The organism is Cellulomonas fimi, assembly GCF_028583725.1.
In the GTDB taxonomy this organism is placed as follows: domain Bacteria; phylum Actinomycetota; class Actinomycetes; order Actinomycetales; family Cellulomonadaceae; genus Cellulomonas; species Cellulomonas fimi_B.
This window is the reverse complement of the sequence record NZ_CP110680.1, coordinates 229,564-247,982: the sequence shown is the minus strand read 5'-3', so window position 1 is coordinate 247,982 and position 18,419 is coordinate 229,564. Positions and strand designations below refer to the sequence as shown.

Sequence of the window (18,419 nt, the reverse complement as noted above, 5' to 3'; positions counted from 1 at the left end):
GGTGCGTGCCGTGATGATCGATGTCGTCGGGTCCCCGCCGGAGGTGCGGGAGGTGCCCGCCCCCACCGCCCCGCCCGCGGGCGTGGTGGTCGAGGTGCGGGCGACGGGCGTCTGCCGGAGCGACTGGCACGCCTGGGCGGGCCACGACGACGACGTGACCTTCCCGCACGTCCCCGGTCACGAGCTCGCGGGCGTCGTCGTCGAGGTCGGGCCCGAGGTGCGGCGCTGGCAGGTCGGCGACCGCGTGACGGTGCCGTTCGTGTGCGGCTGCGGGACGTGCGAGTGGTGCCTCGCCGGCGACGCGCAGGTCTGCCCCCGGCAGCAGCAGCCCGGCTTCACGCACTGCGGCTCGTTCGCCGAGCGGGTGGCGCTGCACGCCGCCGACACCAACCTCGTCGCCCTGCCGGACGGCGTCGACTTCGTGACGGCCGCGAGCCTGGGGTGCCGATTCGCGACGGCGTACCGGGCGCTCGTGGCCCGCGCGCGCGTCGCCGAGGGTGAGTGGGTCACCGTCTACGGCGCCGGCGGCGTCGGCCTCAGCACCGTGATGATCGCGCGCGCCCTGGGGGCTCGCGTCGTCGCCGTCGACCGCAACCCCGAGGCGCTCGCCGCGGCCTCCCGCCTCGGAGCGGACCACGTGATCCAGGCCGGGTCCGCCGACGTCCCGGCGGCGGTCGTCGAGATCACCGGAGGCGGGAGCCACGTGACGGTCGACGCGGTCGGCAGCGAGCAGACCTGCGCCGACGCGATCCTCAGCCTGCGCCGGCGCGGCCGGCACGTCCAGGTCGGGCTCCTGCCGCCGGTCGACGGGCACCCGCGCGTCCCCATGTCGCGCGTCATCGGCTGGGAGCTGGACCTGCTCGGCAGCCACGGGATGGCGGCGGTCGACTACCCCGGGATGATGGACCTCGTCGAGCGCGACGTGCTCCGGCCGGGGCTCCTGGTCGAGCGGACCGTCGGCCTCGCCGAGGCCGCGACGCTCCTGCCCCGCTTCGACAGCGCGGTCGTCGCCGGGGTCACCGTCGTCGACCCGACCCGGTGACGAGCCGTCGCGCGCCCCTCGGGCGACGTCAGCGACGTCAGGCCGGCGGGATGTTCTGGTTGAGCCGGAAGACGTTCTCGGGGTCCCAGGCCGACTTCACCTGACGCAGCCGGGCGTAGGTGGCGTCGCCGTACGCCCGCCGGACCCCCGCACTGCCCTCGTCGGCGAGCGCGTTGACGTAGACGCCGCTGCTCCACGGCTCGAGCCCCGCCGCCAGCCCGCGGCACGACGCGACGATGCGCTCGTCGTCCGCGGCGTCCTCCCAGCGGGCACCGACGTCGTACTCGAGCTCCACGTCGCGGTGCACGAACGCGGTCGCGTCGGCGTCGACGTCGGCGATCGCGCCGCCGTAGGAGACGAGGCTGGCCGCACCGACACCGGCGTCGACGTGCGCCAGGAACGCCTCCAGACCCGCGTCCGGCAGACCGCGGACGTAGTGGCTCTTCGCGTAGCGGCGGAAGCCGTGCGCCGTCGGCGCGTCCGACTGGCTCTGCACCTCGAGGTACGACCGCGGTTCGACGCGTCGGGCGAGCGGCGTCCCGAGGTGGTCGAGCTCCGCGACGAGCCCCTCGGCTCCCGCGGGGTCCCCGACCCGGACGAACCCCAGCGTGAGCGGACCCCCGGCGACGATCTCCGCGTACAGCGTCGCGGCACGCGGCGCGTCCGACGCCCGCGCCGTCCAGGTCCGCAGCGCGTCGAGGGCGTGCTCCGGGTCGAGGTCCACCTCCGCCACGAGCGCCTGTGTGCCGACGTCGTGCAGCGCGAGGTCGAAGCGCGTGACGACGCCGAAGTTGCCGCCCCCGCCGCGCAGCCCCCAGAACAGGTCGGGGTTCTCGTCGGCGGTCGCTCGCACGACCTCCCCCTGGGCGGTCACGACCTCGAACCCGAGCGCGTTGTCGCACGTGAGGCCGACCTGGCGCGCGAGCCAGCCCACACCGCCGCCGAGCGCGAGGCCGCCGATCCCGGTGTGCGACACGATGCCCGCGGTCGTCGCGAGCCCGAACGGCTGCGTCGCCGCGTCGAGCGACCCGAGGAGCGCGCCGCCCTGCACCTGCGCCGTGCGGGCGGCGGGGTCGACCGTGACCTCCCGCATCCCCGACAGGTCGATCATCAGCCCGTCGTCGGGCACCGCCCACCCGGCCGCGCTGTGCCCGCCGCCGCGGATGCCCAGCGTGAGGCCCAGGTCGCGCGCCACCCGGACCGCGCGCTGGACGTCGGCCACGCCCGCGCACCGCACGACGTACCGCGGCCGCCGGTCGACCGCGCCGTTCCACACCGCGCGCGCCTCGTCGTACCCCGGGTCGCCGGCGACCAGGACCTGACCGTCGAACGCGGCCGGCAGCTCTCGAGTCTCGGACATGACCCGACTCTCCCGAGCGCGGGACGGCCCTGCCAAGGGGGTGACCGCCACGGATCGCGCAGCGACCGCCAGAACCGGTCGGCGTGAGCGACGAGCGCGACCGTCACACGCGCGTCAGGCGCTCACGCGGCGGCGGACAGCCGGGCGACCTCGTCGGCGGTGAGGGTCAGGGAGGCGGCCGCGGCCGAGTCCTGGATCGACTCCGGTCGCGACGACCCCGGGATGGGGATGACGACCGGCGCGAGTGCGAGCTCCCACGCGAGCGTGACCTGGAACGGCGAGACCCCGTGGTCGGCCGCGATGTCGACGAACGGCGCGAACTCCGCGCCCAGCTCGCCGGACCGCGCCAGGGAGATGCCACCGAGAGGGCTCCACGGCAGGAAGGCGATGCCGAGCTCGGCGCACAGCTCCAGCTCGGGCAGCGACGAGCGGAACCGGGGCGAGAACTGGTTCTGCACGCTCACCAGCCGACCGCCGAGGATGTCCTGCGCCTCACGGATCTGCTCCGGGTTCGCGTTCGAGATCCCGGCCATCTGGACGACGCCCTCGTCGAGCAGGTCGCGGACCGCCCCCACCGAGTCGGCGTAGGGCACCGACGGGTCGGGGCGGTGGAACTGGTACAGGCCGATCGCGTCGACGCCGAGCCGCTGCGCGGACGCCTTGGCGGCCGCCTTGAGGTAGTCGGGGTCACCGTTCTGGGTCCACGAGCCGTCCCCGGGGCGCAGGTGGCCGCCCTTGGTCGCGACGAGGACGTCCGACGTGTCACGCCCGAAGGACCGCAACGCCTTCGCGATGAGCTCCTCGTTGTGCCCGACCTCGCCCGCGTCGCGGTGGTAGGAGTCCGCCGTGTCGATGAGGGTCACGCCCGCGTCGAGCGCCGCGTGGATCGTGGCGATCGACCGGGCCTCGTCGGGCCGGCCCTCGATCGACATCGGCATGCCGCCGAGGCCGATCGCGCTCACCTGGCGGTCACCGATGCTGCGAGTCTGCATGAGTCGTCTTCCCTCGGGAGTCGGTCGGGCGGATCGCCCGGGTCCGAGCCTAGGTCGGTCGCACGACCCCCGCCGCCGCACCGGCCCGCCGCCTGCTGCGGCGGCGGCGACGCGTCAGCTCGCCTCGGAGCGGCCCTCGCGCCAGTAGCCCATGAAGGCGACGGCCTTGCGGTCGACGCCGCACTCGGACACGAGGTGGCGGCGCAGCGTCTTGATGACGGCGGCCTCGCCCGCGAGCCACGCGTACAGGTGCGCCTCGGTCGCGAGGGGCTCGCCGGTCGTCCAGTCGACGGGCACCTCCCACAGGATGCCCTCGTCGACGTCGACGTCCTCGAGGTCGACGTCGGGCGCGGGCGCCTGGCCGGGCAGCATGCGGGCGCACGCGGCCTGGACCGCGGGGACGAGGAGCGAGCCGTGCGGGTTGTCGCCGCGGCCGTACCAGCGGACGGTCACGCCCTCGGGCGCGACGAGGTCGAGGCGGTCCTCGGGGTGCGGCATCTCGATGATGGCCTCGCCGCGCGCGTCGGCGGGCAGGCGCTCGAGGATGCCGGCGATGGCGGGCAGCGCGGTCTCGTCGCCCGCGATGAGCAGGCGGTCGGTGCGGGCCGGGGGCACGAAGTCGACGCCGCCGTGCGGGCCGACCGCGTCGGCGTTGGGGCCGAGGATGACGAGCTCGTCGCCGGGGGCGGCGGAGCCCGCCCAGCGGGAGGCGGGGCCGAGGTCGCCGTGCAGCACGACGTCGACGTCGAGCTCGCGACGGTGCTGGCGGACGGCGCGCGCGGTGTACGTGCGGACGGTGTGGCGGCGCTCGTCGGGCAGCGCGCGCCAGCGGCCGTACCAGTCGGCGGAGCCGTCGAGCGAGAGCAGCTCGTCGTAGCCCGCGTCGCGCAGCGGCAGGAAGAACTTGATGCGCTGGTCGAACCCGTTGTCCGCGAAGCGGTCGAGGTCGTCGCCGCTGAAGGTGATCCGCAGGACGCTGGGGCACAGGCGCTGCACGTCCGCGACCTGGACCGCGAACATGCGGAACGGCAGCGCGTCGGTCGCGGCGGCGGTGGTCTCCGTCGTCGTGGTCGTCGTCACGTCGGCCACCCTACGCGAAGGTGAGGCTTGCCTAAACCCGGGTGTTCGTCACATGGACACCCGGCCCGCGCGCGGCGTCAGGCGCGGCGGCTGCGCCACAGCAGGTAGACGAAGTACGGGGCGCCGATCAGTGCCGCCACCAGGCCCGCGGGGATCTGCGCGGGCGCGATGACGGTCCTCCCGACGGTGTCCGCGGCGCTCAGCACGACCGCGCCGAGCAGCGCCGCGACGGGGACGACGCGCGCGTGCGACGACCCGACGAGCGCGCGCGCCAGGTGCGGCGCGACGAGCCCGATGAACCCGACGACGCCGACGGCCGACACGGCGACGGCCGTGAGCAGCGCGGTCACGACGAGCAGCCCCAGACGCGTCTGCTCCAGGGGGACGCCGAGCACGCGCGGCACGTCGTCGTCGAGCGCGATGACGTCGAGGTCCCGCCGCCAGCGCACCAGCAGCGGCGCGAGCACGACGAGCGCGACCGCGACGGGCCACACCTGCGCGGCGGTCCGCCCGTACGTCGAGCCGGACAGGAACGTGAGGGCCATGGTCGTGTTCCACGGGCTCGTGAGCACGACGAGCAGCGTGATGATCGAGGAGGCCGCGGCGGAGACGCCGATGCCGACGAGCACGAGCCGGTCGGAGCTGAGCCCCCGCCGCGACGACAGGCCGTAGACGAGCGAGAACGTCAGCCCGGCGCCGAGCACCGCGCCGACGGACACGCCCCACACCGAGGTCCCCGGCAGCAGGACGGTCGCGAGCACCGCGCCGACGCCCGCACCGCCCGTGATGCCGAGCAGGCCCGGTTCGGCGAGCGGGTTGCGCGCGACGGCCTGCACCGACGTCCCGGCGAGGCCCAGCGCGGCACCGGCGAGCAGCGCCGCGAGCACGCGCGGCACGCGCTGGTCGAGCACGAACGACACCTGCCGTCCGCTGGTCCCGGCGAGCCAGTTCGCGACGTCGCCCGTGAGCAGCAGGCGGTCACCGAGCAGCAGACCGGCGACGAGCAGGCCGACGACGAGGACGACGAGCAGCCCGACGACGACGCCCACGCGCGTCCGCGACGCGGCCCGCGCCCCGACCGACGCCGTGACCCGCACGGGCCCGGACGCCCGCAGCCGGCGCGCGAGCCACACCATGAGCGACGCCCCGAGCAGGGTCGTGACGACGCCCGTCGGGATCATCACGCCCGCCCGGGCGGGCACCAGCGCGCGGATCAGCACGTCGGCGGCCAGCACGACCGCGCACCCGGCGAGCGCCGCGAACGGCAGCAGCAGGCGGTGCCGGAACAGACCGGGGACGCGCGACGCGACGAGCCGCGCGATGACGGGCGCCGACAGCCCGACGAACCCGACGGGCCCCGCGACCGTCACGGCGAGCGCCGCGAGCAGGACCGCGAGCAGCACCGCGACGACGCGCGTGCGCCGCACGTCGAGGCCCAGCACGGACGCGGTGTCGTCGCCGAGCGCGAGGACGTCGAGCCGCCGCGCCCAGGCGACGAGCACAACGATCGTGACGAGCACGACGGGCGCCGCCTGCGCGACCTTCTGCGTGCCGGACTGCACGATCGTGCCCTCGCCCCACGCGAACATGCCCTGCGTCTCCTGCTCGAACAGCAGCATCAGCAGGTACGTGATCGAGGACAGCGCGAGCATCGTCGCCGACCCGGCGAGGACCAGGCGCGACGGGCCGGCGGCACCGCCGCGCGCGATCGCGAGCACGAACGCCGCCGCCGCGAGGCCGCCGACGAACGTCAGGGCGCCGCTCAGCACGAACGGCAGGGAGATCCCGAGGACGGCCGCCAGGACGACCGTGACGTACGCGCCCGCGTTGACGGCGAGCGTGTCCGGCGACGCGAGCGGGTTGCGCGCCACCGACTGGAGCACGCCTCCCGAGACACCGAGCGCGGCCCCGACGAGCAGACCGGCGAGCACCCGCGGGGCGCGCGACGCGACGAGGACCGCGAGGGTCTGGTCGTCGCTCGCGCCCCACAACAGCTGCCACAGGTCCCGGGCCCCCACGTCGGAGGTGCCCAGGGTCAGGTCGAGCACCGCGAGCGCCGCCACGAGGACGACCGCCGCGGTGAACACCCCCACCAGCGGGAGCGCCGCGGCGCGGAGCGGCACGGCGGGGGTCCCCGTCGCGCCGCCCCGGCCCGGGCGCGTGCCCGCCGGTGCGTCGACCTGCTCGTCGAGACCGAGGCTCACTTCGTCAGCGCGCCCACCGTCGCGTCGATCCACGCCTCACCCGAGGCGGGACCGCCGAACATCCAGATGCCGTCGGGCAGGCGGTGCACGTCGCCCGCGACGACGAACGGCAGCTGCTGCCAGATCGGGTTCGTGCCGAGGCCCTCGGTGAACGCGTCGCCGCCGTCGGTGTCGTTCGCCACGTACAGGAAGTGCACGCCCTCGCCGAGCGTCGTCAGACCCTCGACGTCGGTACCGCCGAGGCCGTAGTCGGGGTCGCCCTCGACGGACCACGCGTTCTCGAGACCCAGGAGCTGCGCGATGCCGCCGAGGTAGGAGCCCTCGGTGTAGGCGCGGATCGAGACGGCGCCGTCGGACAGCCAGCCGTCGGCCATCGCGACCTTCGCGCCGGCGAGGTCGGCGTCCGCGAGCTCGGCCTTGGCGTCGGCGACCGCGGCGTCGAACTCGTCGAGCGCCTTCTCCGCCTCGTCCTCGGTGCCCGTGGCCTGGCCGAGGACCGTGATCGTCCGCTCCATGTGGCCGATCGGGTCGCTCGCGTCCGAGCCGCGCAGCGCGATGACCGGGGCGGTCTCCTCGATCTGCGCGATGACCTCCTCCGGGAGGTCCGTCGTCGTGACGACGAGGTCGGCGTCGAGCGCGGCGATCGCGTCGAGGCTCGGCTCGCCGCGCATGCCGACGTCGGCGACCGACGCGTCGAGCGGCACGACCGTGTCCCACGTGTTGTAGCCCTTCACGTCGGCCTGGCCGACGGGCGTGACGCCGAGCGTCAGCAGGTTCTCCGTGAGGCCCCACTCGAGCGAGACGACGTCCGTCGCGGGGGCGTCGAGCGTGACCTCCTCGCCGCGGTCGTCGGTGATCGTGACCGGGCCACCGGCCGCCTCGGTCGTGCCGGGCTCGGCGGCCTCGGCGGGCTCCTCGGTGGTGCCGCAGGCGGTCAGCAGCAGGGCGGCGACGGTGCCCGTCACGACGGCGGCGGGCAGGGCGCGCAGGGTTCGCATGGGATTCCTCGGGTGGTGGTGGTGCGCCCCACGGGGGCGGGGCGCGGTGTCAGGCGGTCGGTCGGGTCAGGCGGGGGTGAGGCTGCGGTGCGTGTGCCGGCCGACGGGGCGCGTGCGGACGCGGCCCTGGTCGTCGACGGTCACGTCGATGCGGATGCCGTAGGTCTCGGTGAGCGCGTCGGCGGTCAGCACCTCGTGCGGGAGGCCCGCGCCGACGACCTCGCCGCGGCGCAGCAGCACCACGTGGTCGGCGACTGCGGCGGCCTGGTCGAGGTCGTGCAGCACGACGCCGACGGCCACGCCGTGCTCGTCGGCGAGGTCGCGGACGAGGTCGAGGATCTCGACCTGGTAGCGCAGGTCCAGGTAGGTCGTCGGCTCGTCGAGCAGCAGGACGCGCGTGTCCTGCGCGAGGCACGTCGCGAGCCAGACGCGCTGCAGCTCGCCGCCGGACAGCTCGTCGACCGGGCGGGCGGCCATGTCCGTGGTGCCGGTGACGTCCATCGCCCACGCGATCGCGCGCGGGCCGTCGGGGTCGTCCTGCCGCCAGCGGCCGCGGTACGGGTGGCGGCCGTAGCCGACGACGTCGCGGACGCAGACGCCCGACGGCGTGGGCCGCGACTGCGAGAGCAGCGTGACGCGTCGCGCGAAGTGCTGCGCCGACAGCGTGCGGGCGTCCTCGACGTCGGGCAGGGCGATCGTGCCGGCCTCGGGCTTGTGCAGCCGTGCGAGCGCGCGCAGCAGCGTCGACTTGCCGGACCCGTTGGGGCCGATCAGCGCGGTGACCTCGCCGGGCAGCAGGCGCAGGCCCGCGCGCTCGACGACGACCGTGCCGTGGTACGCCAGGCGCAGGTCGTGGCCGCGGAGCGCGGGCACCCCGGGCGCGGCGGTGGCGTCGTCGGACGGGCTCGTCGTGGGCACACGCGCAGGTTAGCCTCAACTAACTAAGGATTGCCAAACCTGTCCCACGCACCGGGCGGCGCTCGGTGACGAGCGACCCGGCGTCAGATCGTGGAGGCTCCCGGCGAGGGGCAGGCTCAGGCGACCGACGTCCCGAACGCCAGACCCAGCGCGTACGTCACCGCGGCCGCCCCGAAGCCGATCGCGAGCTGCCGCAGCGCCCGCTTGCCCGGCGACGCCCCCGACAGCACGCCGACGGTCGCGCCCGTCCCCAGCAGCGCGAGACCGACGAGCGCCGCCGCCCACGCGACCGCGACCAGCCCGTCGGCGCCGAACACGTACGGCAGCACCGGGATCGCCGCACCCGACGCGAAGAAGCAGAAGCTCGCCACCGCGGCGCCCATCGCCGTGCCGACCGTCTCGTGCTCGTCGACCTCGACCAGCGCGTCCTCGTCGCCCTCGCCCGCCGCGACCGCGAGCGCCTCGCGCGCGACCGCGGGCACCCCGGTCACCGCCTCCGTGCGCGAGCCGCCCGGCCCGAACGCCGCGAGCACCTGCGTCGCCCGCGCCTGCGCCTCGTCCGCGTCCAGCCCGCGCGCCCGGTAGACGAGCGCGAGCTCGTTCGCGTCGACGTCGAGGTGCGGCAGCGCCTCGGCCGCGTGCCGGCCGGGCCGCGACGCCTCCAGCAGCTCGCGCTGCGACCGGACCGACACGTACTCGCCCGCGCCCATCGACAGCGCACCCGCGAGCAGCCCCGCGAGGCCCGTGAGCAGCACCGTCGCCTGCGACGCACCGCTCGCGCCGATGCCCAGCACCAGCGCCAGGTTGCTCACCAGGCCGTCGTTCGCACCGAACACCGCCGCGCGGAACGTGCCCGACATCCGGTTGCGGCCCCGCGTCGCCAGACCGCGCACGACCTCCTCGTGGATCCGCTCGTCGGCGGCCATCCGCGGCGTCGCGTCGGCCTCGTCCGCGTACTCCGAGCGCGCCTCCGCCCGCTGCGCGAGCGCCAGGACGAACACCGACCCGAACCTCCGGGCCAGCCAGCCCAGCACGCGCGTGCGCACGTCGCCCTGGAGCGGCCGGCCCACGTCGTCACCCAGCAGGTCCAGCCAGTGCTGCTCGTGCCGTCGCTCCGCCTCCGCGAGCGCGAGCAGGATCACGCGCTCCTCGCCGGACCGACGTGACGCCAGGTCCCGGTACACCGCCGCCTCGGCGCGCTCGTCCGCGAGGTAGCGCCGCCACCTACGCACCTGGCGGGACGACGGGCGCGGCGCGGCGGGAGGAGCGACAGGGACCACGGCGACCATGCTCACACGCGTCCGGGTGCCGGAGCGTCCCGTCGGGCGAGTTCGAGTTGCCGAATCGCCGGATGTGCACAACCGTGGCGGAGTCCCCCACATCAGCCCCCCGGACGAGGTCGAGCAGGAGGCCCCGTATGCGCGCCGAGACGTCCGTCGCCCCCGCGCTCTCCGCGGTCGCGCCGGCGCGCCGGTGGGCGCGCGAGCGTCTGCTCGAGGCCGGCGTCGAGCCGGCCCGCCTCGAGGTGCTCGTCCTGCTGGTCAGCGAGCTGGTGACGAACGCCGTCGCCCACGCCGACCCGCCCGTGACGCTCCGCGTCGACGTCGACGACGTCCGCACCCGCGTCGAGGTCACCGACGGCGCCCGCGAGGAGCCCGTCCTGCGCAACCCGCCGCCCACCGCGCTCGGCGGTCGCGGCGTCATGTTCATCGACCGGCTGTCGTCGAGCTGGGGCACGGCCTCCGAGGACGACGGCGTCGCCGTCAAGGCGGTCTGGTTCGAGCTCCGGCACGACGACGTCCCCGCCGACCTCGCGCGGTTCTCGCCGCCGGCCTGACGCCGCAGGGCGGGTTCGGACCGCACGGCCGCCCCGCACGGGCCAGGATGGGCCGCATGCCGGAGACCACCACCGCCCGCGTCGCCGTGTACGTCGACTTCGACAACATCGTCATCTCGCGCTACGACCAGACCTTCCGCCGCGGCGACTGGTACCGCGACAGCGCCCGCGAGCACCGCATGGACGCCCGCGCCGACGACCCCGTCGCGCAGCGGCTCGCGCAGGCGCGCGTCGACGTCGGCGCGATCCTCGACTACGCGTCGTCCTTCGGGTCCGTCGTCGTGAGCCGCGCCTACGCCGACTGGTCCGTGCCCGCGAACGCCGCCTACCAGCGCCAGCTCGTCGACCGCGCCGTCGACCTCACGCAGCTCTTCCCGGTGACCGCCGGGCTCAAGAACGGCGCCGACATCCGGCTCGCCGTGGACGTCGTCGAGGACCTGTTCCGCCTGCCCGACGTCACCCACGTCGTCGTCGTCGCCGGGGACTCCGACTACGTCGCGCTCGCGCAGCGCGCCAAGCGCCTCGGCCGGTACGTCGTCGGGATCGGTGTCGCGGGTGCGACGTCACGCGCGCTCATGGCCGCGTGCGACGAGTTCGCCGACTACGACGACCTGCTGGAGACGTCCGCCGCCGACGACGCGGACGACGAGGCCGTGGAGGACGCCGCCGACCGGTCGGGAGCCGACCAGGCCACGACCGGCCCCACCGCCGTGGACCGCCCTGCCGGGACGGGCGGGCGCGGGAACGGCAAGGGTGGGCGCGCCGGGTCCGGGGCCGGCGGCGCGGAGTCGCCCGACGACGCGACGACGGCGCCGGCGTCGACCGGCACGGCACGCACGGCGGACGACGCGGACGCCGTGGAGTCCGCCGACCGCCCGGCCGCGCGCAGCGGCAAGGCCGCCCACCGGGCCGCCACGCAGCTGCTCATGCGCGCGATGCGGCTGGTCCGCACCAAGAAGCCCGACGACGAGTGGGTGTCGTTCGGCGAGCTCAAGAACCAGATGACCCGCATGGACCCGGCGTTCAGCGAGCGGTCGCTCGGGTACCGGTCGTTCGGGGACTTCGTCGCCGACCGCCCGAGCATCGTCGAGTCGTCGCGGTCGGCCGACAACCAGCCCCGCGTCCGCCTCCGCCCGGGCTACTGACCCCTCGACGGATCGCCCGGGCGGTCCGGCCCCCTGCCGCCGTCGAACGCAACATGAACGCCGTTCCGCATCACGGGAACGCCGTTCATGTTGCGCTCGGCGGTGGGCCTCGGCGGGTCAGTCGTCCCAGGGCGGGGTCTCGTCGAGCTTCGCGTAGTACTTCGCCAGGTGGCTCTTCACGCGGTCGCGGTCCTTGTCCGGCAGGTCGACGCCGCCCCGCGAGCCCTGCATGACGGCGGCGGCGGCGAACACCCCGCGCGGGACCGCGCGCAGGCGGCCGTCGACCACGTCGGCGATGAGCAGCTTGTACGCGGTGAAGTTCTCCTTCGCGTCGGCGTCGTACCAGACGTGCGCGTCGCGGTACTTCGCGTTCGGCTCGTCCTGCGCGTCGGCCCACGCGCGGACGCGCTTCTCGGCGGCGTCGCCGTCCCACGCACGGTCGCGGTCGGCGAGCGGGAGGTCCTGGAAGGCGGTCACGGCCATGGTCGGTGCTCCTCTCATCGGTGGTGCCGCGGTCACTCCGTCGACGCGGCGCGCAGCTTCTCCAGCAGCGGCCCGGCGGCCTTCTGGAGGAACTCGGCCTGGTTCTCGTCGCCGACCTGCACGATCGCGACGTCGGTGAACCCGGCCTCCCAGTAGGCGCGGACCGACTCGACGCACGCGTCGAGGTCGGGGCCGCACGCGATCTGCTCGGCGACGTCCTCGGGCCGGACGAACTGGCTCGCGGCGTCGAACGCCTCGGTCGTCGGCAGGTCGGCGTTGACCTTCCACCCGCCCGCGAACCAGCGGAACTGCTCGTGCGCACGCTCGATCGCGCGCTCCTGCGACGGGTCCCAGCTGATCGGCACCTGGCCGATCTTGCGCGACAGCGGCGCCCCCGACGGGCGGGCGGCGTCCCACGACGCGACGAGGTCGCCGTCGGGCTCGACCGCGACGAGGTGGTCGGCCAGCGGGGCGAAGCGCGACACCGACTGGTCGCCGGAGACGGCGACACCGATCTCGACCGGGCTGTCCGGGACGTCCCACACGCGCGCGGAGTCGACCCGGAAGTAGGCCCCGTCGTAGGTCGTGCGCTCGCCGGTGAGGAGCTCGCGGATGATCTCCACAGCCTCCTCGAGCATGTCGTGCCGCTCACCGACCGCGGGCCAGCGCTCGCCGACGACGTGCTCGTTGAGGTTCTCCCCGGCGCCGAGGTTGAGCGTGAACCGGCCGTCGGACAGCACCCCGAGCGTCGCCGCCTTCTGCGCGACGACGGCCGGGTGGTACCGCAGGATCGGGCACGTCACGTACGTCATGAGCTCGACGCGGCTCGTCACCTGCGCGACCGCGCCCAGCGTCGACCACGCGTAGCCGGAGTGTCCCTGGGCGTCGAGCCACGGGAAGTAGTGGTCGCTGGACACCTCGAAGTCGAAGCCGACCTCCTCGGCCGCGGCGGCGTACCGCACGAGCTCCTTCGGGCCGGACTGCTCGGTCATGAGCGTGTAGCCGAATCGCGTCATCGTTCGACCGTCGCACCGGTCCCGCCCGACCGCATCCCAGGGCGCCGCGCGAGGCGACGCCCACCGGCCGTCGGCGCCCGCGACGCTCAGCGGGCGTCCGCGCGCTCCTGGGCGTCGACGGGTTCGTCGGCCGGGCGGCCGCGCGAGGACAGCTCCGTCCAGACGGGCCCGGCGACGAACCAGATCACGAGGACGAGCGTCGCGCGCCCCAGCCACCCGAGCAGCACCTCGCGCTGGTCCGGCTCCTGCGCGATGAGCAGCAGCACCCCGAGCACGGCCGCGGCGACGACCCACGCGACGACCACGCGCCCCCACATCCGCCACTCGTGCGCGCGCGCCGGCGCACCCGTCTTCGGCACCTGCGGCGGGCGCGGTCCGCCGGCGAACCGCCACGACACCCACGCGTCGACCTTGTGGACCGTGTACGTCCCGAACCCCGCGGTGAAGCCGAGGTACAGCGCGGCGAGCCCGTGCGTCCACGTCGGCTCGCTGCCGCGCAGCAGGTCGCCCACGGTCGCCACGAGCAGCACGACCTCGAGCAGCGGCTCGCACAGCAGCAGGACGGTCGACGTGCGACGCCACCGCAGCGCGTAGCGCGCGACGACGGCGGCGACGAGGAACACCCAGAACGCCACCTCGCACGCCACGACGAGCGCGGCGACGGGGTTCTCACGGATCAGCTCCAGCAGCTCGGCCATGCCGTCACCCTCGCCGCGGGCCGCGGTGCGTCGCGTCGGGCGGAGGACCGATCCCGTGCGCGCCCGTACATCCTTCGGACGACGGCCGTCGGGGGGCGCTGTGCTGGGATGGGCGGATGACCGAGGCGACCGACGGCGTGCGCGGGTCCGTGCGCGACGCGGCGTCCGACCGTCCCGCCCGTGCCGGCGACGCGCCCACCGGACCGGGGCACGCGGTCCGCGCGCCGACCGCGGCGGACCCGCCCGGCACGGGCTGGTGGGACCGTGGCGCGCGGCTCGTGCAGACCGTGCGGGCGCGCGGCTGGTGGGACGACCGGACGGCCGCCGTGGCGACGCTGCTGTTCGGGCTCGTGCTGCTCGGCCTGGGCGTCGCGAGCGCGGCGGCGCCGTGGGTGCCCGACGTCGTCGCCGACCGGGTCGGCCTGTGGCACGTCGTGCTGCTCGTCGTCGCGTCGACCGCGCTCGTGGTCAAGCGGCGCCACCCCGTCGGCGTCCTGCTCGTCGCGGCCGCGTGCGCGCTGCTCGACGCGGTCCTCGGCGGCAGCGTCGCGACGCTCGTCGCGCTGTTCGACGCCCTCTACACCGCCGCGCTCCTCACCCGCGAGGCGGTGCGCCGGCGGATCGTCGTCACCGTCGTCGCCGTCGTCGTCGTCACGCCCGTCGTGGTGATCGCGCTCGGTGCGCCGCCGCGCGAGGCCGTCCTGCTCCTGCTCCAGTCCGTCGCGATCTACGGCACGCCGCTGTGGTGGGCCCACGACGTGCGGCGCCGCGACGAGCTCGCCGCGCTGGAGTCGGACCGCGCCGCCGCGGAGGGGCGCCGGGCGGAGGCCGAGCGCGACCGGGCGGAGGCCGAGGGCCGGCGGGCGGAGGCCGAGGGCCGGCGGGCGGAGGCCGAGCGGCAACGGGCCGACGCCGAGCGGGCCGCCGCCGAGCTCGCGCGCGCGCACGCCGACGACCTCGCACGCATCGCCGACCTCGACCGCGAGTCCGCCGTCCGCGAGGAGCGCGCCCGCACGGCCCGGGACCTGCACGACGTCGTCGCCGGGCACGTGTCCGCCGTCGCGATCCGGGCCGAGGCGGCGCTCGCCGGTCCCCCCGACCAGGCGGCCGACCGTGCCGCGCTGCGGGCGGTCCGGGCGGGCACGCTCGACGCGCTCGCCGAGCTGCGGTCGATGATCGTCGTCCTCCGCGGCCGTCCCGACGCCGTCACCGCACCCGCCGGCCTCGACCGCCTCGACGACCTCGTGCACGCCGCGCAGGCCGCCGGTCAGCAGGTCGAGGTCTCCGGCACCCGGCCCGACGGGCTCGCCGCCGCGACCGACCACGCCGCGTTCCGCATCGTCCAGGAGGCCCTCACGAACGCCGCCAAGCACGCACCGGACGCCGTCGCGCGCGTGGTCCTCGCCGCCGGCGACACCGGTCTCGACGTCACCGTGACCAACGCGACGGGCGACCGCGCCGTCCCCCCGCCGCTGCACGGCGGCACCGGGCTGCTCACGATGCGCGAGCGCGCCGAGGCGCTCGGCGGCACGCTCGACGCCGGAGCCCGCGACGGCACGTGGACGGTGCACGCGCACCTCCCGACGGTGGTCGGATGAGCGGCCACGCGGACCACACCCCCGGCGCGCCGCACCGGGAGCCGGCGGCCGGGCGTGCGCCGACCGTGCTGCTCGCCGACGACCACGCCGCGATCCGCGCGGGGCTGCGGCTGCTGCTCGAGCAGGGCGGGATCGAGGTCGTCGGCGAGGCCGCCGACGGCGCGGCCGCGATCGCGAACGCCCGCGCGCTGCGTCCCGACGTCGTGCTCATGGACGTCCGGATGCCCGGCGTCGACGGCATCGAGGCGACCCGCGTCATCACGCGCGACGGGCTCGCCGACGTCCTGGCGCTCACGACGTTCGACCTCGACGAGTACGTCCTCGGGATGCTGCGCGCGGGCGCCGTCGGGTTCCTGCTCAAGACGACCGGCGCCGCCGCCCTCGTCGACGCCGTGCAGCGGGTCGCCGCCGGCGACGGGGTCCTCGCGCCCGAGGTGACGCGCCGGCTGCTCGCCGACCTCGTCGCCGCCGCACCGGCCCCCGTGCGCGACGTCCCGTCCGACCCGGTGCAGGCCGACGCGGTCGCGTCGCTCACCGCCCGCGAGCGCGACGTGCTCGCGTGCCTGGGCGCCGGGATGTCGAACGCGGACGTCGCCGCCGCGCTCGTCATCACGGAGTCGACCGCGAAGACGCACGTCAGCCGCGTGCTCGCCAAGCTCGGCTGCGCGTCGCGCGTGCAGGCGGCGATCGTCGCCGTCGAGGCCGGCGTCGTTCGCGACTAGGCCCGTGGGGGGCGCCAGCCGACGACCGGAGCCGTGCGGCGCACGAGCAGGGGGCCGGCGAGGCGCCCGACGACGCTCATGAGGGCGTCCCGGACGGCGACCGCGGCGGGTGCCGTCCACGTCGTCGGCCGGCCGACCTGCGCGGACATCCGCTGGACCCGCCGGGTCCGCGGCAGGCGCTCCGCGGTGTACGCGGCCAGCGCGGTCCGGACGGTCGAGGCGTCGGGCGCCCCGAGCAGGACGGCGAGCGTGACCGCGTCCTCCAGCGCCTGACAGCCGCCCTGGCCGAGGTTCGGCGTCATCGCGTGCGCCGCGTCGCCGAGGAACGCGACCCGGCCGACGTCGAACCGCGGCAGCGGCGTCGCGAGCCACCGCAGGTCGTGCCGCAGGACGTCGCGCGACTCCAGCCCGGCGACGATCGTCGGGATGGGCGCGTGCCACGTCCCGAACCGCCGCCGGAGCTCGGCGGCCTCGTCGTCGGACCGACCACCCGGCGGCAGCACCGCCGTGGCGTACCCGTAGACGCGCCCGTCGGCGAGCGGTGCGAGGCCGACGACGGACCCGCGACCCCACGTCTCGGCGGGCACGAGCCCGTCCGGCTCGGGCACGACGAACCGCCATGCGACGACTCCCGTCGCGACCGGCCCGGGGTGCGTCGGGAACAGCGCGGCCCGGGTGCGCGAGTCGATCCCGTCGGCGGCGACGACGAGGTCGGCGTCGAGCGTGTCGGCGCCGGCGTCCGTCGGCGCCCGGCGCACACGCACCCGTGCGGGGCGGTTCGCGTCGCCCGGGTCGGCGACGGTCGCCTCGACACCGGTGCGCAGCGTGCCGTCCGGCAGGGCCCGGACCAGCAGGTCGACGAGCCGCGCACGGTGCACGACGACCGTCGCCTCCCCGTGGGCCTCGCTCGCCGCGGTCGCATCGGCGCGCACGAGCCAGCGCCCGTCGGCCCGCCGGATGCCGATCTCGCCGCGCAGCGCCGCCATCGCGCGGACCTCGTCGGCGACGCCGAGCGCGTCGAGCGCGCGGATCGCGTTGGGGGCGAGGGCGATCCCGGCGCCGACGGGTTCGAGCGCGATCGCCCGCTCCAGGACGGTGACGGCCCAGCCGGCCCGCGCGAGCCCGACCGCTGCCGCCAGGCCCCCGATCCCCGCGCCGAGCACGACCGCGGTGGCCTGCCGCGCGTCCGGAGAGGTCGCGTCGCGGCTCACGCGTCCGCCCACGCCTCCCGCGCTGTCCGGACGGTCCGGCCGGTGCGCGCCGACTCCTCGATCGCGAGGCCGAGCAGATGGTCCTGGCAGCCGTCGGCGAGCGGGTACGGCGGCGGGCCGTCGCCGCGCACCCACGCGCCGGTGGCGGCGAGCAGGGTCGCGGCGGCGACGTCGTCGTCGGCCAGCCGGGCGCCGTCGAACGGGTTGCGGTACAGGACGCGCCCGTCGAGGCTCACGTGCTCGAGGTCGAAGCCGTCGAGGTCCTGCTCGACGCCCGACATGCGGCGGACCAGCGACGACGTCACGACGGTCCGCTCGTCGACCCACCGCGTCAGGCGGTCGTCGACGAGCTCGCCGTGCGACCCGCGGACGACGATCCGGTTGGTGCGCAGCGGGTTGTGCCACTGGTTCTCGGTGAAGTCGTACAGCGCGGTGCGCCCGCCCCCGAAGTCGAGCGTCGCGAGGATCGACCAGCGGTCGCGGGGCTCGGTCTCGCCGGTCCAGCCGTCGCGGCTCCTCGGGTCGAGCAGCGGTGCCGTCGTCGAGACGGCGTGCACGTCGACCTCGCCGCGTCCCGTCCCGAGGAGCCGCCGGACCAGGCCGACCGCGTGGTACAGGTGCGTCGACGAGATCTGCACGCTCGTCGGCGTGCCGACCAGCCCCTCGTCGACGAGCGCGATCCGTGCCTGGTGCTGCGGCATCGACGGGCTGTGCTCGGCGACCTGCACCAGCCCGGACGCGCCCACGTCGGCCCAGAGCGCGCGCAGGCCGTCGGCGTCGGGCGCGGGCGGCGTCTCGGCGAGCACGGGGACGCCCAGCCCGACGAGCTCACGCGTCGCCTCGGGCGTGACGGGCCACGGCACGGAGACGACGACGAAGTCGGGCCGGTCGGCGACGAGCTCGGGGATCGTGCGGACCGTCGGCACCTGCCACGCCCGCTCGACCTCGGCGCCGCGCTCGGCGGTCCGCGTCACGACCCCGACGCACCGGAACCGGTCGGGCATGAGGCGCGCCGCACGGAGGAAGAACTCCGCGCGCCACCCGCTCCCGACGACCCCGAACGTGACCGGTCCACCGTTGCCCATGCGCCCGCCTCTCCGTCGACCCGGACGGCC

The 18,419-nt window shown here is 75.9% G+C and carries 17 protein-coding genes; 5 read left to right on the top strand and 12 right to left on the bottom strand.

The genetic code is table 11. The features are described 5' to 3' along the window. Position 1: 1 nt before the first annotated feature. Positions 2 to 1,042: a zinc-dependent alcohol dehydrogenase family protein gene (locus tag OOT42_RS01145; protein WP_273653140.1), complete on the top strand. Its 1,041-nt coding sequence runs from the start codon at positions 2 to 4 to the stop codon at positions 1,040 to 1,042. Positions 1,043 to 1,079: 37 nt separating this feature from the next. Here OOT42_RS01145 and OOT42_RS01140 read toward each other — a convergent pair whose 3' ends face one another. The 7 genes from OOT42_RS01140 to OOT42_RS01110 all read right to left on the bottom strand — a co-directional run bounded on the left by OOT42_RS01140 (position 1,080) and on the right by OOT42_RS01110 (position 9,883). Continuing rightward, positions 1,080 to 2,402 (bottom strand): FAD-binding oxidoreductase, encoded by a 1,323-nt coding sequence (locus OOT42_RS01140; RefSeq protein ID WP_273653139.1) that lies wholly within the window; start codon positions 2,400 to 2,402, stop codon positions 1,080 to 1,082. Positions 2,403 to 2,524: 122 nt separating this feature from the next. Then, positions 2,525 to 3,394: an aldo/keto reductase gene (locus OOT42_RS01135; protein WP_273653138.1), complete on the bottom strand. Its 870-nt coding sequence runs from the start codon at positions 3,392 to 3,394 to the stop codon at positions 2,525 to 2,527. Positions 3,395 to 3,508: 114 nt separating this feature from the next. Continuing rightward, positions 3,509 to 4,474 carry a siderophore-interacting protein gene (locus tag OOT42_RS01130; protein WP_273653137.1) on the bottom strand — a complete coding sequence of 322 codons (966 nt, stop codon included), beginning with the start codon at positions 4,472 to 4,474 and terminating at the stop codon, positions 3,509 to 3,511. Between the two features lie 77 nt (positions 4,475 to 4,551). Then, positions 4,552 to 6,678 carry an iron ABC transporter permease gene (locus tag OOT42_RS01125; protein ID WP_273653136.1) on the bottom strand — a complete coding sequence of 709 codons (2,127 nt, stop codon included), beginning with the start codon at positions 6,676 to 6,678 and terminating at the stop codon, positions 4,552 to 4,554. Then, positions 6,675 to 7,676 (bottom strand): ABC transporter substrate-binding protein, encoded by a 1,002-nt coding sequence (locus OOT42_RS01120; protein WP_273653135.1) that lies wholly within the window; start codon positions 7,674 to 7,676, stop codon positions 6,675 to 6,677. The genes OOT42_RS01125 and OOT42_RS01120 overlap by 4 nt, the downstream gene beginning before the upstream one ends. A gap of 66 nt (positions 7,677 to 7,742) precedes the next feature. Further along, entirely contained in the window at positions 7,743 to 8,594 is an 852-nt protein-coding gene (locus OOT42_RS01115) for an ABC transporter ATP-binding protein (RefSeq protein WP_273653134.1), read from the bottom strand. 116 nt (positions 8,595 to 8,710) lie between these two features. Further along, positions 8,711 to 9,883, bottom strand: coding sequence for a VIT1/CCC1 transporter family protein (locus OOT42_RS01110; RefSeq protein ID WP_273653133.1), 1,173 nt, complete (start codon positions 9,881 to 9,883; stop codon positions 8,711 to 8,713). 128 nt (positions 9,884 to 10,011) lie between these two features. On the opposite strand from OOT42_RS01110, the gene OOT42_RS01105 reads away from it, so the two are divergent. Next, complete coding sequence (locus OOT42_RS01105) at positions 10,012 to 10,431, top strand: ATP-binding protein (RefSeq protein ID WP_273653132.1); 420 nt, start codon at positions 10,012 to 10,014, stop codon at positions 10,429 to 10,431. A 56-nt stretch (positions 10,432 to 10,487) separates the two neighbouring features. Continuing rightward, entirely contained in the window at positions 10,488 to 11,576 is a 1,089-nt protein-coding gene (locus OOT42_RS01100) for an NYN domain-containing protein (protein WP_273653131.1), read from the top strand. Positions 11,577 to 11,693: 117 nt separating this feature from the next. Here the strand turns inward: OOT42_RS01100 and OOT42_RS01095 are convergent, their stop codons facing one another. From OOT42_RS01095 to OOT42_RS01085, 3 genes are all read right to left on the bottom strand, one after another. Next, positions 11,694 to 12,059 (bottom strand): hypothetical protein, encoded by a 366-nt coding sequence (locus OOT42_RS01095; protein WP_273653130.1) that lies wholly within the window; start codon positions 12,057 to 12,059, stop codon positions 11,694 to 11,696. Between the two features lie 32 nt (positions 12,060 to 12,091). Further along, entirely contained in the window at positions 12,092 to 13,075 is a 984-nt protein-coding gene (locus tag OOT42_RS01090; RefSeq protein WP_273653129.1) for a TIGR03557 family F420-dependent LLM class oxidoreductase, read from the bottom strand. A gap of 86 nt (positions 13,076 to 13,161) precedes the next feature. Continuing rightward, positions 13,162 to 13,773 (bottom strand): hypothetical protein, encoded by a 612-nt coding sequence (locus tag OOT42_RS01085; RefSeq protein WP_273653128.1) that lies wholly within the window; start codon positions 13,771 to 13,773, stop codon positions 13,162 to 13,164. A gap of 116 nt (positions 13,774 to 13,889) precedes the next feature. Between OOT42_RS01085 and OOT42_RS01080 the strand changes: the two genes are divergently transcribed. Both OOT42_RS01080 and OOT42_RS01075 read left to right on the top strand, forming a co-directional pair. Further along, the gene (locus OOT42_RS01080; protein ID WP_273653127.1) at positions 13,890 to 15,371 is read left to right on the top strand and encodes a histidine kinase; all 1,482 of its coding nucleotides are present in this window, start codon (positions 13,890 to 13,892) and stop codon (positions 15,369 to 15,371) included. Next, entirely contained in the window at positions 15,368 to 16,093 is a 726-nt protein-coding gene (locus OOT42_RS01075) for a response regulator (RefSeq protein WP_273653126.1), read from the top strand. The genes OOT42_RS01080 and OOT42_RS01075 overlap by 4 nt, the downstream gene beginning before the upstream one ends. Here the strand turns inward: OOT42_RS01075 and OOT42_RS01070 are convergent. Further along, positions 16,090 to 17,304 carry an FAD-dependent monooxygenase gene (locus OOT42_RS01070; RefSeq protein ID WP_273653125.1) on the bottom strand — a complete coding sequence of 405 codons (1,215 nt, stop codon included), beginning with the start codon at positions 17,302 to 17,304 and terminating at the stop codon, positions 16,090 to 16,092. The two genes, OOT42_RS01075 and OOT42_RS01070, sit on opposite strands and share 4 nt — an antisense overlap. After that, positions 17,301 to 18,389, bottom strand: a complete 1,089-nt coding sequence (locus tag OOT42_RS01065; protein ID WP_273653124.1) for a Gfo/Idh/MocA family protein — start codon at positions 18,387 to 18,389, stop codon at positions 17,301 to 17,303. The genes OOT42_RS01070 and OOT42_RS01065 overlap by 4 nt, the downstream gene beginning before the upstream one ends. Between the last annotated feature and the right edge of the window lie 30 nt (positions 18,390 to 18,419).

Excerpts from the sequence above, each read along its gene's own strand:
- OOT42_RS01140 (WP_273653139.1), bottom strand. The coding sequence starts at position 2,402 with ATGTCCGAGACTCGAGAGCTGCCGGCCGCGTTCGACGGTCAGGTCCTG.
- OOT42_RS01135 (WP_273653138.1), bottom strand. The coding sequence starts at position 3,394 with ATGCAGACTCGCAGCATCGGTGACCGCCAGGTGAGCGCGATCGGCCTC.
- OOT42_RS01120 (WP_273653135.1), bottom strand. The coding sequence starts at position 7,676 with ATGCGAACCCTGCGCGCCCTGCCCGCCGCCGTCGTGACGGGCACCGTC.
- OOT42_RS01110 (WP_273653133.1), bottom strand. The coding sequence starts at position 9,883 with ATGGTCGCCGTGGTCCCTGTCGCTCCTCCCGCCGCGCCGCGCCCGTCG.
- OOT42_RS01105 (WP_273653132.1), top strand. The coding sequence starts at position 10,012 with ATGCGCGCCGAGACGTCCGTCGCCCCCGCGCTCTCCGCGGTCGCGCCG.
- OOT42_RS01100 (WP_273653131.1), top strand. The coding sequence starts at position 10,488 with ATGCCGGAGACCACCACCGCCCGCGTCGCCGTGTACGTCGACTTCGAC.
- OOT42_RS01095 (WP_273653130.1), bottom strand. The coding sequence starts at position 12,059 with ATGGCCGTGACCGCCTTCCAGGACCTCCCGCTCGCCGACCGCGACCGT.
- OOT42_RS01090 (WP_273653129.1), bottom strand. The coding sequence starts at position 13,075 with ATGACGCGATTCGGCTACACGCTCATGACCGAGCAGTCCGGCCCGAAG.
- OOT42_RS01085 (WP_273653128.1), bottom strand. The coding sequence starts at position 13,773 with ATGGCCGAGCTGCTGGAGCTGATCCGTGAGAACCCCGTCGCCGCGCTC.
- OOT42_RS01080 (WP_273653127.1), top strand. The coding sequence starts at position 13,890 with ATGACCGAGGCGACCGACGGCGTGCGCGGGTCCGTGCGCGACGCGGCG.
- OOT42_RS01075 (WP_273653126.1), top strand. The coding sequence starts at position 15,368 with ATGAGCGGCCACGCGGACCACACCCCCGGCGCGCCGCACCGGGAGCCG.
- OOT42_RS01065 (WP_273653124.1), bottom strand. The coding sequence starts at position 18,389 with ATGGGCAACGGTGGACCGGTCACGTTCGGGGTCGTCGGGAGCGGGTGG.